The 12,868-nt window shown below is 53.5% G+C and carries 15 protein-coding genes; 11 read left to right on the plus strand and 4 right to left on the minus strand.

All coding sequences use genetic code 11. The annotated features are described in order from the left end of the window. The first annotated feature begins 160 nt into the window (after nt 1-160). Together speD and ABNT34_RS07530 are read left to right on the plus strand one after the other, a co-directional pair. Entirely contained in the window at nt 161-952 is a 792-nt protein-coding gene (speD, locus tag ABNT34_RS07525) for an adenosylmethionine decarboxylase (RefSeq protein WP_348730272.1), read from the plus strand. A 61-nt stretch (nt 953-1,013) separates the two neighbouring features. Further along, nucleotides 1,014-1,541: an arsinothricin resistance N-acetyltransferase ArsN1 family B gene (locus ABNT34_RS07530; RefSeq protein WP_348730274.1), complete on the plus strand. Its 528-nt coding sequence runs from the start codon at nt 1,014-1,016 to the stop codon at nt 1,539-1,541. A 29-nt stretch (nt 1,542-1,570) separates the two neighbouring features. Here ABNT34_RS07530 and ABNT34_RS07535 read toward each other — a convergent pair whose 3' ends face one another. Then, on the minus strand, nt 1,571-2,464 hold the full coding sequence (locus tag ABNT34_RS07535) for a phosphoribulokinase (RefSeq protein ID WP_348730276.1): 894 nt from the start codon (nt 2,462-2,464) through the stop codon (nt 1,571-1,573). A gap of 104 nt (nt 2,465-2,568) precedes the next feature. On the opposite strand from ABNT34_RS07535, the gene ABNT34_RS07540 reads away from it, so the two are divergent. After that, nucleotides 2,569-3,453, plus strand: coding sequence for a hypothetical protein (locus ABNT34_RS07540; RefSeq protein ID WP_348730278.1), 885 nt, complete (start codon nt 2,569-2,571; stop codon nt 3,451-3,453). Next, the gene (locus tag ABNT34_RS07545) at nt 3,453-3,845 is read left to right on the plus strand and encodes an MAPEG family protein (RefSeq protein ID WP_348730280.1); all 393 of its coding nucleotides are present in this window, start codon (nt 3,453-3,455) and stop codon (nt 3,843-3,845) included. Before ABNT34_RS07540 ends, ABNT34_RS07545 begins: the two co-directional genes overlap by 1 nt. Nucleotides 3,846-3,904: 59 nt before the next feature. On the opposite strand, the gene ABNT34_RS07550 is transcribed toward ABNT34_RS07545, so the two are convergent. The 3 genes from ABNT34_RS07550 to ABNT34_RS07560 form a co-directional block, all read right to left on the minus strand. After that, nucleotides 3,905-5,677, minus strand: a complete 1,773-nt coding sequence (locus tag ABNT34_RS07550) for an ExeM/NucH family extracellular endonuclease (protein ID WP_348730281.1) — start codon at nt 5,675-5,677, stop codon at nt 3,905-3,907. 78 nt (nt 5,678-5,755) lie between these two features. Continuing rightward, nucleotides 5,756-7,045, minus strand: coding sequence for a phosphoribosylamine--glycine ligase (gene purD, locus ABNT34_RS07555; protein WP_348730283.1), 1,290 nt, complete (start codon nt 7,043-7,045; stop codon nt 5,756-5,758). A gap of 12 nt (nt 7,046-7,057) precedes the next feature. Further along, entirely contained in the window at nt 7,058-7,891 is an 834-nt protein-coding gene (locus tag ABNT34_RS07560; RefSeq protein WP_348730285.1) for a methyltransferase, read from the minus strand. A gap of 227 nt (nt 7,892-8,118) precedes the next feature. On the opposite strand from ABNT34_RS07560, the gene trmJ reads away from it, so the two are divergent. The 7 genes from trmJ to hscB all read left to right on the plus strand — a co-directional run bounded on the left by trmJ (nt 8,119) and on the right by hscB (nt 12,867). Continuing rightward, nucleotides 8,119-8,856 carry a tRNA (cytosine(32)/uridine(32)-2'-O)-methyltransferase TrmJ gene (gene trmJ, locus ABNT34_RS07565; protein ID WP_348730287.1) on the plus strand — a complete coding sequence of 246 codons (738 nt, stop codon included), beginning with the start codon at nt 8,119-8,121 and terminating at the stop codon, nt 8,854-8,856. 15 nt (nt 8,857-8,871) lie between these two features. Beyond that, on the plus strand, nt 8,872-9,681 hold the full coding sequence (gene cysE / locus ABNT34_RS07570; protein WP_348730289.1) for a serine O-acetyltransferase: 810 nt from the start codon (nt 8,872-8,874) through the stop codon (nt 9,679-9,681). Between the two features lie 152 nt (nt 9,682-9,833). Next, nucleotides 9,834-10,316, plus strand: coding sequence for a Fe-S cluster assembly transcriptional regulator IscR (gene iscR / locus ABNT34_RS07575; RefSeq protein WP_031567447.1), 483 nt, complete (start codon nt 9,834-9,836; stop codon nt 10,314-10,316). A gap of 19 nt (nt 10,317-10,335) precedes the next feature. Then, the gene (locus ABNT34_RS07580) at nt 10,336-11,550 is read left to right on the plus strand and encodes an IscS subfamily cysteine desulfurase (protein ID WP_348730292.1); all 1,215 of its coding nucleotides are present in this window, start codon (nt 10,336-10,338) and stop codon (nt 11,548-11,550) included. A gap of 44 nt (nt 11,551-11,594) precedes the next feature. Further along, nucleotides 11,595-11,978: a Fe-S cluster assembly scaffold IscU gene (gene iscU, locus ABNT34_RS07585; RefSeq protein ID WP_031567451.1), complete on the plus strand. Its 384-nt coding sequence runs from the start codon at nt 11,595-11,597 to the stop codon at nt 11,976-11,978. A 5-nt stretch (nt 11,979-11,983) separates the two neighbouring features. After that, nucleotides 11,984-12,307, plus strand: coding sequence for an iron-sulfur cluster assembly protein IscA (gene iscA / locus ABNT34_RS07590; RefSeq protein ID WP_031567453.1), 324 nt, complete (start codon nt 11,984-11,986; stop codon nt 12,305-12,307). 35 nt (nt 12,308-12,342) lie between these two features. After that, entirely contained in the window at nt 12,343-12,867 is a 525-nt protein-coding gene (gene hscB, locus ABNT34_RS07595) for a co-chaperone HscB (protein WP_348730294.1), read from the plus strand. The last annotated feature ends 1 nt before the right edge of the window (nt 12,868 follow it).

The raw sequence follows: 12,868 nt of genomic DNA on the forward strand, positions 1-12,868 counted from the left end.
TTTCTCGCTTTAGAACCACTAAAGCTTCAAAAATCTGCCTTGCCTGCGGCCATTCTGCTTATCGCTGCTGCCGCTTTTTTAAACTATATGGTGCTCTAGCCAGTTCGGAAATTGAGTAACCTATACTGAGTACTCTGTACTCAGTGGAGAGAAGAAGACCGTGGTCAAACCTTTTGAAAAATTGAAGCTGCATGGCTTTAACAATTTAACCAAAAGCCTGAGTTTCAGTATTTACGATATCTGCTACGCGCAGACCGATCAGCAGCGGCAGGAATATATTTCCTACATTGACGAGCAATACAATGCCGACCGGCTGACCGACATCCTGTCGGAAGTGGTGCATATTATCGGCGCCAATATCCTCAACATTGCGCGGCAGGATTATGATCCGCAGGGCGCCAGTGTGACGATTCTGGTCTGTGAAGAACCCATGGAAGACAAAGCCGCAGGCCCGACGCCGGACGCTATTGTGGCGCATCTGGATAAAAGTCATATCTGCGTGCACACCTATCCGGAACACCATCCGCATGACGGCATCTGTACTTTCCGCGCCGATATTGAAGTGTCAACCTGCGGTGTGATTTCACCGCTGAAGGCACTGAATTTCTTAATTCACAGCTTTGAGTCAGATATTGTCACTATCGATTACCGGGTACGTGGTTTTACCCGGGATGTCAGCGGTGTGAAACATTACATTGACCACCCGATCCACTCCATTCAGAACTTTATGGACGATGCGACGAAAAACGCCTTCCAGATGGTCGACGTCAACGTCTATCAGGAAAACCTGTTCCACACCAAGATGATGCTAAAAGACTTTGCGCTGGATAACTATATCTTTGGTGCCGGCGTGGATTCTGTCAGCGCGGACGAACAACGTGCTATCGCGAAAAAAGTAAAACGCGAAATGCGCGAAATATTCTATGGCCGTAATCTGCCGGATTTGGCTTAAATCTGAAGGCCTTGCTTGCAACTAGTAAGGCCATCTTTCTATCGCGAACAGGACTTTGCTGATGCCCCAGTCTGACATGCTGATCCGCGCCGCTACCATCGCAGATGCTGAAGCTATTGCGGCGATTTACAATCCTTATGTGGCGGATACCGCGGTCAGCTTCGAAGAGCAGCCAGTGACTGCAGACGAGATGGCAACCCGCATCAGCGGCGTGCTGCAACAAGGCTTGCCTTATCTGGTGGCTGATGTGGCCGGCGAAGTGCTGGGATATTGCTACGCCACGCCGTGGAAAACGCGGGCGGCGTATCGTTATTCAGTGGAAGTGACGGTCTATCTGAAACCTGCTGCACAGGGGCGTGGTGTCGGTTATGCGCTGTATCAGCAGCTGTTTAGCCTGTTAAAAACCGCGGGTTACCACGCGGCGCTGGGTGGCATCGTGCAGCCGAATGCGGCCAGTGTGGCTTTGCATGAAAAATGCGGCATGAAACAGGTGGCCTTGTTACCCGATATCGGCTTTAAACAAGGCCAGTGGCACAGCGTCGGTTATTGGCAGTTGCTACTCAGTGACTTTCAGGTCAGTGAGGTTTAACCGGGGCTAAGCCCGGTTAAATCCCAGCCTTATTCAATCCAGCTGACCTGACCGCGCGCCTGGCGGCGTTTGAGCATCAGCTCTTCAATCAGCGGCGTTAATATCAGCTCCATCGCGAGACCCATTTTGCCGCCCGGCACCACCAGCGTATTAACCCGTGACATAAAAGAGCCCTGCAGCATTTGCAGGTAATAAGGGAAATCGACGTGTTTGATGCCGCGAAAGCGGATCACCACAAAACTTTCATCCAGCGACGGAATATCTTTAGCACTGAACGGGTTCGAGGTATCCACCGTCGGCACACGCTGAAAGTTAATATGGGTGCGCGAAAACTGCGGCGTGATGTGGTTGATGTAATCGTCCATGCTGCGCACTATGCTGGCCATCACCGCTTCCCGTGAATGGCCGCGCTCGCTGGTGTCGCGCATGATTTTCTGGATCCACTCCAGGTTGATAATAGGCACCATGCCAATCAGCAAATCGACGTGGCGCGCCACGTTGTTCTGCTCAGTCACTACACCGCCGTGCAGACCTTCATAAAACAATAAATCGGTGTCAGGGCGGATATCCTGCCAGGGCGTAAAAGTACCGGGCAGCTGATTAAAAGGCACAGCTTCGTCAAAGGTATGCAGATATTTGCGGATTTTCGTGCTGCCATGCTCAGCATAATTGGCAAAGCAGTTCTCCAGCGCGCCGAAATCATTGGCTTCAGCACCGAAATAACTGATATGGCGGCCTTGTTCCCGCGCTTTGCGAACTTCGACATCCATTTCCGGTCTGCTGTAGCGATGGAAACAATCGCCTTCAACAAAAGCTGCATCTATGCCCTGAGTGCGGAAGATATGTGAGAAGGCGTTGGTAGTCGTGGTAGTCCCGGCTCCGGAGGAGCCGGTCACGGCAATAATCGGGTTTTTTTGTGACATCCGCGCACTCCGTTCTGATTTGCTTTGGCTTTACCATAAAGGATAAAGTGAAGTCACAGCAAGCGGCAGCGGATGTCGTCTTCTACTTATTCAGCAGGAATCTCATGAAAGTGTTCAGTTTTGCCGCGTTGTTTCTGGCGCTCAGTGCCAGTGCGGACCCGCAATATCAAATTCAATACGCGCAATATCAAAGCGCCGAACATGGCGTCGCCATTCAAAAGGTCCTCGGCACTATCAAGCAAAAAGGTTACCAGAATCAGCCGGCTTTTAGCCGTGACGGCAGCCGCTTGCTCTGGACAGCACAAGCGGGTGAAGGGCCGATGGCGACCGACATTCACTGGTTGTTGTTAACGGAAGGCGGCGCTGGCAAAGCTCTGCGCGCCACGCCATTTGGTGAGTTTTCGGCGACACCGCTGCCAGGCTCTGACAGCGACTACTCCGTCGTCCGGGTCGAAGCCGACGGCACGCAGCGGCTGTGGCAAATCAACAGCCAGACGGAGCAGCTGTTGTTTCCGGAACTCAAAGGTGTGGGTTATCACGTCTGGGGTTCAGATGAAGATTTATTGCTGTTTTTACTCGAAGACAGCACAGGGCCAAACCGTGCTGTCTACAGAACCAAAGACGGCGAACTGACGACATTAGCGGGCCACATTGGCCGGGCTTTGTTATATCAGGCCAGCACAGACCGGTTTTTCTTTACGGCGCCACGGCCAGGCCAGCCTGCTGACAGCCCGCTGTGGTTGTGGCGTTATCAGGCCGGCGGCAAAAAAGCCGAAGCCTTGTTACCGATGCCGGCCAATGGTCAGGATTTAGCCGTCACCAGTCAGGGCACAGTGCTGGTCAGCGCCGGCAAATTTATCTTCCAGCTGGTCGATGACCACTGGTTGCCCTGGGCGGATTTATCCAAACCATGTGACGGCAAAGTCAGCCGCTTCAAATTAAACCCGGTCCAGCCGGTGCTGGCCTTTGTCTGTGAGAAGGAAAGTTAATGGCCAGTATTTTATGGGCGTTATTTGCCGTGGCTTTGCTGCCTTATCTGGCGCGGGTGCCGGTAGCGCGGGCAATGAATCAGTTAGGCGGTTATGACAATCACCTGCCACGTGCGCAGCAAGCACGGCTAGAAGGGCTGGGAGCCCGCGCCAATGCCGCGCATTACAACAGCTTTGAGGCGCTGCAGCTGTTTTTGGCAGCAGTACTTGGTTGTGTGGTCAGCGGTAATTACGACAACATCATGCAGACTCTGGCCTGGTTGTACGTCGGCTGTCGGGTGCTGTTTATCCTGTTTTACCTGCTGGATTATGCCTTGTTGCGCTCTATTGTCTGGGGCTTTGGTGTGATCAGTGTATTCAGCATGCTGGTGCGGGCTGCGCTTAGTGTGTAAGTGTGTAAGCGGTAGCGCAGATAAAACAAAGCCCCGGTGACGGGGCTTTGTTATTTAGATCAGAACTTAAAGTCCATATACAACGGATCATGGTCAGACGAGCGGTACGGCGTTGGCGCGTACAACTCTTGTTGCTGTGCTTTGGATTTAAACTCAGTGTTGTAATCCAGTACCGCTGGTTCATCGGCATTAATGCCCCAATGGTGGAACTGCTGCAGTTTGGCTTTTAGCTGCGGGCTGGCCAAAGCGTGGTCCAGCGTGCCGGAGCGGCCGCGATAGACAAAAGATGAATGTACTGCGTCTTTGGGGGCCAGATGTTGCCAGCCGTTTTGCTCCAGATACTGCAGCGGCGCTTCTTTGCGGTAAGCGTTTAAGTCGCCCATCAGCAGCACATAGTCAGTATCAATGCCGGTCGGTTCGGTTTTCAGCCATCCGGTCAAAGCTTTTGCGGCTGCGACCCGGGTTGGTGTCCAGCAGCCCTGACCGTCGTTCAGATCTGAATCCGGTCCGCTTTGTTTTGGACAACTGCCTTTGGATTTAAAGTGGTTGATGCTGACGGTCAGCTGCTCTTTTGAATCGAGGTGACGGAAGCTTTGAGCCAGCGGCGGCCGGCTGCCTTTATCAAATGGCGCTTTGGTGTAGACAGCCGTGGTGCCAACCGGCTCCACACTGGCTTTACGGTAAATCATCGCCACCATAATATCGTCCGAGCCCGGTTTTTCGCTGGGTTGCACAAAAGCATAAACGTCACTGCCGAGTTGCTGGTTCAGGCTCTGCACTATGGTTGCTAAGGCGCTGCCGCTGCCAAAACCGTTATTTTCCACTTCCAAAAGACCTATCACATCCGCATCCATAGCGCTGAGCGCTGCCAGCATTTTGGCTTGTTGACGCTGCAACTCATTGGCATCACTGGCGCCGCGTTTGGTTGGGAAACGTGGGCTGCTGCCTTCGCCGGTGAAGAAATTCAGCACGTTAAAGCTGGCGATGCGCAGTGCACCGGCTTTTCTCGCGGCAGGCGCCGCCGGTCTTGGATTGCTGGCAACAAACTCCGGCTGCTGGCTCACCACCACTCGGTAACCGGCCTTGGTTTGCAGCAGATAACCCTGTAGTTTATTGACGGTATCACCGACCCGCACTGTATTGTCGGCAGATAAATTGCCGGTCGGGAAGCGCACCGGCTGCGGGTTTTGTTTCAGGCTGGCATCATCGATAGTGATTTCCTGCAGCAGTTGTTTTGCCATCAGCGCTTTGGAGGCATCACCTGGCACTGCAACTTCGGTCGCAACCGGCAGGCGTTCATTGGCCAGCACCAGTTCGCCATAACGCGACAAACCGTAACTGTCGTTAACGATCAGCGACTGTGGAAAACTCAGCAGCATGCCCTCTAAGGCTTCAAAGGCTGTTGCGGATGCCAGCGGCAGCGTCACTGCGGTGGCGGCTGGCAGGGGTTGCCGGGCGCAATATTCGGCCACAGTGATGTTGGTCAGTGCTGTCATGCCGGCCATTTCACGCACTGTACCGGTTAACTGCAACACATCACCGGCCTGGCGTTGTTTCGCCTGTTGGCTGTCGGTGACCAGAATGGCTTCGGCAGTTGCCGGGTCTTGGTCCGCTTCGACACTGCCGAGCAATAACTGTGGGTTTTTACTGTCGCCGTACAGCACACTGAGTACCACGCCACGGGTGGTCAGGGTTTCACCGGCTTTCGGACTTTGATCGCTATTGCCCTGAATAGCGTGCACCGCAACAAAAGGTGCAGCACATTCGGCAGCGAGCAGCGGGCTGCTCAGGCCAGCGCACAGCAGCGCCAGCGGAGTAAAAGTTAAACGCATCATAGGATCCTGCTTTGGCAAAAAAGCCGGCATCAGCCGGCAGTTTTAGAAGATTACACGCACAGTATGTTGATAAGGTTACTGCTGCTTTTCCCGCGCCACGGCGCGATAACCGATATCCCGGCGGCTAAATACGCCATCCCAGTGAATTTGGTCGACCAGCTGATAAGCGGCTTGTTGTGCGGCCGTAACATTCGCACCTAAAGCGGTGGCACAAAGTACACGGCCACCGGCCGTCAGCACCTGACCGTCTTTGAGCACAGTGCCGGCGTGAAACACTTTGGCTTCACGGTTGTCGTCCGTTGGCAGACCAGCAATCACATCGCCCTTGCGATAATCATCCGGGTAACCACCAGCGGCCAGTACGACACCAACAGCAGCACGACTGTCAAAGTCGATCTGCATGCTGTCGAGTTTACCGGCACAAGCGGCGGCGCACAGCGCAACTAAGTCAGACTGCAGGCGCAGCATGATAGGTTGCGTTTCCGGGTCGCCAAAGCGGCAGTTAAATTCCAGCACTTTGGCAGTACCGTCGGGCGCGATCATCAAACCGGCATAAAGGAAACCAGTATAGACCTGGCCTTCAGCAGCCATACCTTGCACTGTTGGGTAAATCACGTGCTGCATCACCCAGTCATGTACAGCAGGCGTGACCACCGGAGCCGGCGAATAAGCGCCCATACCACCGGTGTTCGGGCCCTGATCGGCGTCGTCGCGCGCTTTGTGGTCTTGTGATGAAGCAAAAGGCAACGCATGTTTGCCGTCTACCATCACGATAAAAGACGCTTCTTCACCGACCAGAAACTCTTCTACCACTACGCGGCTGCCCGCGCTGCCAAACTTGTTGCCGGCCAGCATATCTTCGATGGCAGCAAAAGCTTCGGCTTCGGTCTGCGCAATGATCACGCCTTTACCGGCGGCCAGGCCATCGGCTTTAATTACGATCGGTGTGCCCATTTTTACAACAAAGGCTTTGGCTGCAGCAATGTCGGTGAAAGTCTGATAAGCCGCCGTCGGGATTTGGTGGCGGGCGAGAAAGTCCTTGGCAAAGGCTTTTGAGCTTTCCAGCTGCGCAGCGCCTTGGGTAGGCCCAAAGATCTGCAGACCGTCCGCGCGGAAGGCATCAACGACACCCCGCGCGAGTGGCGCTTCTGGGCCAACAATCGTCAGCGCAATCTGTTCCGCTTTGGCAAAAGCCAGCAGCGCCGGCACATCGTCAGCCGCAATAGCGACGTTGGTTAAAGTGCTTTCCAGCGCAGTACCGGCATTGCCCGGCGCCACAAACACCTGGCTGACCTGTGGCGACTGCGCCGCTTTCCAGGCCAGGGCATGTTCACGGCCGCCGCCGCCAATCACAAGAACTTTCATCGGTTTATCCACTTATTTAGTTGCAGGTTTACGGAATTTGAGGGTCATACGGTCGCTTTCACCAATAGCCTGATATTTGGCTTTATCCTGCTCTTTGTTGGTGTAAGTCGGTGGTAAGGCCCAGACGCCGCCCGGATGATCAGCGGTATCTTTTGGATTGGCGTTCACTTCGCTGCTGCCTTCCAGCACAAAACCAGCCTGTTCGGCCAGTTTAATCACCAGGCTTTGCGGCATATAACCGGATTCTTTCCAGTTCGAATTCAGCTTAGATTCCGGCAGGCGATGTTCCACCACGCCGAGTACACCACCTGGTTTTAACGCAGTGTGGAAAGATTTAAATGCCGTCAGCAGGCTTTCATCACCTTTAGCCATGTACCAGTTGTGCAGGTTGCGGAAAGTCAGCACAACATCAGCACTGCCGGCTGGTGCGATTTGTTTGCCACCGGCGGCGGAGAACTCAGTCACTTCTACTTTGCTGTAGACCGGATTGGCGGCGAGTTTCGCCAGATAATCGGCACGGGTCTTTTTGGCATATTCTGAAGTCGCATCTTTTGGCTGATGCGCGGCGTAGTATTTGCCTTGTTGTTGCAGCAGCGGTGCCAGGATTTCGGTATACCAGCCGCCGCCAGGAGAAACTTCGGCCACAGTGCTTTGTGGTGTGACGCCAAAGAAACTCAGTGTTTCCACCGGATGGCGATATTGGTCACGGGCCTTATTAGTGGCACTGCGCACCGGATGGTCGACCGCGGCCTGAATGGCAGCAGTATCAACGGTATTGGCAGTGGCAGAGAACGAAGAGAGAGCAAACAAACTGGAAATAACCACGAGCGAAGTCAAAGCTTTCATGCGATCTATCCTTATTGTGGGGGAAAACGGGCGCTATTCTAGCAAAGCCATCAACGCTTTGCAGTGGCAAATACGTCAGATGCCGCTCGCTGGACTACAACCGTGCTTTTAGATGGCCAGACATCTTTTTTTCCTGCCCATCGGTGAATTCCTTATGCTAAAATGCCGCTCTTTTTTAAATCGCTATGCCTTTTATTCTGGCGTGGCTGCAGCCGGACTTTTAACCCATGTTTGCACAGATCCGTATCGTCCTCATTGAAACCACCCACAGCGGCAATATTGGCTCTGTGGCGCGGGCAATGAAAACGATGGGGCTGTCGCAACTGGTGCTGGTGTCACCCAAGACTGAAGTCGATGGTCAGGCTTATGCGTTGTCGGCCGGCGCCAGCGATGTGCTGGCCAATGCCCGCACTGTCAGCACGCTTAGCGAAGCTATTGCCGATTGCTCTTTAGTGATCGGCACCAGTCACAAGCCAAAAAGTCATGATATTGCAGTGCTCGACCCGCGTCAGTGTGGTTTAAAAGTGGCGGCGGAAGTCGCGCAAGGGCCGGTGGCTATTGTGTTTGGTCGCGAAAGCAACGGCTTGTCGAACGACGAATTACGCCAGTGTAATTTCCATCTGTGTATCCCGACCAACGCCGACTACACCTCGCTGAATCTGGCGATGGCGGTGCAGGTGGTCAGTTACGAAATCCGCATGGCGCTGCTGGGTGCGCAAACCTTACCTGCAGCGGATGTGCCGGAGAAGTATCCAACGGCTGAACAGCTGGAAGGTTTTTACCAGCATCTGGAAACCACATTGGATCAAACCGGTTTTATCATCCGTCAGCACCCGGGCCACATCATGATTAAATTACGCCGGTTGTTCAGCCGGGCAAGGCCGGACGAGACTGAACTGAATATTCTGCGTGGCATTTTAACTTCAGTGCAGCGCTTTGGCCGGCAAGGCCGGCAAGACGATTAAGACAAGGATCCGCTCATGTTTGCAGGTATCAGAGAAGACATCAAAAGCGTATTTGAGCGTGACCCGGCGGCACGTAATTTTATTGAAGTGCTGACCAATTATCCGGGTTTACACGCCATCTGGTGGCACCGGATGAATCATCAGTTGTGGCAAGCCAATTTTAAATGGTTAGCCCGCTTTTTAAGTACCATCGCCCGCTGGCTGACCGGCGTGGAAATTCATCCCGGCGCCAAAATCGGCCGACGCTTTTTTATCGACCATGGCATGGGCGTGGTGATTGGCGAAACGGCGGAAATCGGTGATGACGTCACGCTGTACCATGGCGTGACTTTGGGCGGCACCAGCTGGAATCCGGGCAAACGCCATCCGACGCTGGGCAATAACGTGGTCATCGGCGCTGGTGCAAAAATTCTCGGGCCTTTGTATGTCGGCGAAAATGCCCGCATCGGCTCCAACGCTGTGGTGGTCAAAGATGTACCGCCGGGTGCCACTGTGGTGGGTATTCCGGGCCGGATCGTCGCGAAACAAGGCGTTGAAGTCACTGCCGAACGCCAACAGCTGGCGAAAAAGTTTGGCTTTGATGCCTATGCGGTCGCGAGCGACAACCCGGATCCGGTGGCCAATGCCATTGGCCGGATGCTGGACCATATCCATTGCCTGGACAACAAAGTCGCGGAGCTGTGCCAGAGTGTGAACCAGCTCGGCGGCAACGTCTGCAGTGCAGTGCCGACTATGGATATTGATGATGAAGCGTTCCGGGAAGCGGAGCGACTGGCGGCTGAGCAGCGTAAGAAACAACTGGAAGAGTTTGACCCGACGATTTAGCACAATACCGGCCAGTTTTGTTGCCGCAGTAGCTGTTTGGAAATTCGGTTTGTGATGGATAATACCTGACTATTTTAGTAGGATTAATACTTGACTAAATCAGTCAGGAATGTACAATCGGCGCCATTCCTTTACCGGACTCCGGAGTTCAGATGCGACTTACCTCGAAAGGGCGTTATGCCGTCACCGCGATGCTGGATGTGGCGCTGCACGCAGCCGCAGGGCCGGTACCTTTGGCTGACATTTCAGTCCGCCAGGAAATTTCATTATCATATCTTGAACAATTATTTGCCCGCCTGCGTAAACAGGGTCTGGTCAGCAGTGTGCGCGGACCTGGCGGCGGTTATCAGTTGGGCAAACCAGCAGAACAAATCAGCGTGTCTGAAGTGATTAGCGCGGTCGACGAATCTGTCGATGCGACACGCTGTCAGGGAAAATCCGACTGTCAGGGCGGTGCCAAGTGTCTGACCCACAGTTTATGGAGCGATCTAAGCCATCGCATCGAGGACTTTTTGACCCGGATCACGCTGGGCGAGCTGGTCAGCCAGCACGAAATTCAGAGCGTGGCCAAGCGGCAGGACAGCCGCCAGTTAAAACACCCTATCAGCGAAATTGAAGTCAATTGCCAGTTGTAGACTTCAGACGGAGCCAAGCATGAAGTTACCGATTTATTTAGATTACGCCGCGACTACGCCAGTTGACCCACGGGTCGCAGAAAAAATGATGCAATACCTGACGATGGACGGTGATTTTGGTAACCCGGCCTCCCGGTCGCATCGCTTCGGCTGGCAGGCTGAAGAGGCGGTTGAAGTGGCGCGTAGTCAGATTGCCGAGCTGGTCAATGCCGACCCGCGCGAAATCGTGTTTACCTCTGGCGCGACAGAATCCAACAACCTGGCCATCAAAGGCGCTGCGCAGTTTTACCATAAAAAAGGCAAACACCTGATCACGCTGCGCACCGAACACAAAGCCGTGCTGGATACCATGCGGGCTTTAGAGCGTGAAGGTTTTGAAGTCACTTATCTGGATGTCGAAGCCAACGGCTTGTTAGATCTGGAAAAATTCAAAGCAGCGTTACGCCCTGACACCACAGTCGTCAGCGTGATGATGGTCAACAATGAAATCGGTGTGATCCAAGACGTGGCTGCCATCGGCGAACTGTGCCGCGCTAACGGCACTATTTTCCATGTCGATTCTGCACAAGCGGCCGGCAAAGTGGCCATCGACCTGCAAACACTGAAAATCGACCTGATGTCGTTTTCTGCCCACAAAATTTACGGTCCAAAAGGCATTGGCGCGCTGTATGTGCGTCGTAAGCCACGCATTCGTTTAGAAGCGCAGACCCATGGTGGCGGCCATGAACGTGGTATGCGTTCAGGTACTTTACCAACGCACCAAATCGTTGGCATGGGTGAAGCTTTCCGCATCGCTAAGCTGGAAATGACTGAAGAAAATCAACGCTTTGCCACGCTGCGTCAGCGTCTGTGGGACGGTATCAAAGACATCGAACAAGTCTTTTTAAATGGCGATGCGACGCACCGTGTGCCGGGCATTACCAATATCAGTTTTAACTATGTCGAAGGCGAGTCGCTGATTATGGCGCTGAAGGACATCGCGGTGTCTTCCGGTTCAGCCTGTACTTCAGCCAGTCTGGAACCTTCTTATGTACTGCGGGCGCTGGGTTTGTCTGACGAACTGGCACACAGCTCAATCCGTTTCAGTATTGGCCGTTTCACCACGGCAGAACAAATTGACCACACCATCAAAATTGTGCACGAAGCAATCGCGAAATTACGCGAAATGTCGCCACTGTGGGACATGTACAAAGACGGTGTTGATTTAAATACAGTGGCCTGGGTGGCTCACTAAGCACAGGGCGGGGCGCAAACCCAACCTGCATTGAGGTAAAGATCATGGCATACAGCAACAAAGTTATCGATCACTACGAAAACCCGCGCAATGTCGGCGCATTTGCCAAAGATGACCCGACAGTAGCCACCGGTATGGTCGGCGCACCTGCTTGCGGCGACGTAATGAAATTGCAAATCAAGGTCAATGACCAGGGCATTATCGAAGATGCCAAATTTAAAACCTATGGCTGCGGCAGCGCTATTGCGTCGAGCAGCCTGGTGACTGAATGGGTCAAAGGCAAAAGCCTGGACGAAGCCGCCCAGATCAAAAACACCGACATCGCACAGGAACTTGCGTTGCCACCAGTGAAAATTCACTGTTCGATTCTGGCGGAAGACGCGATCAAAGCGGCGATTGCGGATTATAAGCAACGTCACGGAGGTTAAGCGCCATGGCCATTACCATGACCAGCGCGGCCGCTGAGCGGGTGCGCAGTTTTCTGACAAATCGTGGCAAAGGCGTTGGACTGCGGGTGGGTGTCAAAACCACCGGCTGTTCTGGTCTGGCTTATGTGCTGGAATTTGTTGATGAGCTGAATGATGATGATCAGGTGTTTGAACAAGACGATTTAAAAATCATCGTTGATGGCAAAAGCCTGGTGTATATCGACGGCACTCAGCTGGATTTTGTCAAAGAAGGCTTAAACGAAGGCTTCCAGTTCAACAACCCGAACGTCAATGGCGAGTGTGGTTGTGGCGAGAGCTTCACGGTTTAAGTGCAATGCCGGTTAGTTGCAAATTGGTGCCCTGAATGAATTATTTCCAGTTGTTTCAGCTGCCTGCGCAGTTTGATGTGGATCTGACCGAGTTGGGCACCCGTTATCTGGCGCTGCAAAAGCAATTCCACCCGGATAATTTTGCCAGCGCCTCCGAGCGTGACCGCATGTTGGCGGTGCAACAAGCCGCCAATATCAATGACGGCTACCACAGCCTGAAACAACCCTTATTACGCGCCGAACACTTGCTGGCATTGCGCGGCGTGAAAATCAGCGCTGAGCAGCGCAGTTTCACCGACACCACATTTCTAATGCAACAAATGGAACTGCGTGAATTGCTGGCCGAGATCCCGCATGCCGCAGATCCGGATGCTGTGATTGACGACGCCGAACGCCAAATCCGTGCGCAGAAAAAGCAGCTGCTGGCTAACCTCAGCGGCGCGCTTGGCGGGAACTCTCACGAGCAGGATTTAGCAGCGGCTGATATAATCCGCAAACTCAAATTTTTCTTTAAACTCGAGCAAGAGCTTGAGTTTATTGCACAGCAGACACAAGACTGAC

Source organism: Rheinheimera texasensis, from assembly GCF_964031785.1.
Lineage (GTDB): Bacteria > Pseudomonadota > Gammaproteobacteria > Enterobacterales > Alteromonadaceae > Pararheinheimera > Pararheinheimera texasensis_A.

What these genes read in the sequence shown, in the direction of transcription:
- ABNT34_RS07530 (WP_348730274.1), top strand. Translation starts at nt 1,014, where the DNA reads ATGCCCCAGTCTGACATGCTGATCCGCGCCGCTACCATCGCAGATGCT.
- ABNT34_RS07535 (WP_348730276.1), bottom strand. Translation starts at nt 2,464, where the DNA reads ATGTCACAAAAAAACCCGATTATTGCCGTGACCGGCTCCTCCGGAGCC.
- ABNT34_RS07540 (WP_348730278.1), top strand. Translation starts at nt 2,569, where the DNA reads ATGAAAGTGTTCAGTTTTGCCGCGTTGTTTCTGGCGCTCAGTGCCAGT.
- ABNT34_RS07545 (WP_348730280.1), top strand. Translation starts at nt 3,453, where the DNA reads ATGGCCAGTATTTTATGGGCGTTATTTGCCGTGGCTTTGCTGCCTTAT.
- ABNT34_RS07550 (WP_348730281.1), bottom strand. Translation starts at nt 5,677, where the DNA reads ATGCGTTTAACTTTTACTCCGCTGGCGCTGCTGTGCGCTGGCCTGAGC.
- purD (WP_348730283.1), bottom strand. Translation starts at nt 7,045, where the DNA reads ATGAAAGTTCTTGTGATTGGCGGCGGCGGCCGTGAACATGCCCTGGCC.
- ABNT34_RS07560 (WP_348730285.1), bottom strand. Translation starts at nt 7,891, where the DNA reads ATGAAAGCTTTGACTTCGCTCGTGGTTATTTCCAGTTTGTTTGCTCTC.
- trmJ (WP_348730287.1), top strand. Translation starts at nt 8,119, where the DNA reads ATGTTTGCACAGATCCGTATCGTCCTCATTGAAACCACCCACAGCGGC.
- cysE (WP_348730289.1), top strand. Translation starts at nt 8,872, where the DNA reads ATGTTTGCAGGTATCAGAGAAGACATCAAAAGCGTATTTGAGCGTGAC.
- iscR (WP_031567447.1), top strand. Translation starts at nt 9,834, where the DNA reads ATGCGACTTACCTCGAAAGGGCGTTATGCCGTCACCGCGATGCTGGAT.
- ABNT34_RS07580 (WP_348730292.1), top strand. Translation starts at nt 10,336, where the DNA reads ATGAAGTTACCGATTTATTTAGATTACGCCGCGACTACGCCAGTTGAC.
- iscU (WP_031567451.1), top strand. Translation starts at nt 11,595, where the DNA reads ATGGCATACAGCAACAAAGTTATCGATCACTACGAAAACCCGCGCAAT.
- iscA (WP_031567453.1), top strand. Translation starts at nt 11,984, where the DNA reads ATGGCCATTACCATGACCAGCGCGGCCGCTGAGCGGGTGCGCAGTTTT.
- hscB (WP_348730294.1), top strand. Translation starts at nt 12,343, where the DNA reads ATGAATTATTTCCAGTTGTTTCAGCTGCCTGCGCAGTTTGATGTGGAT.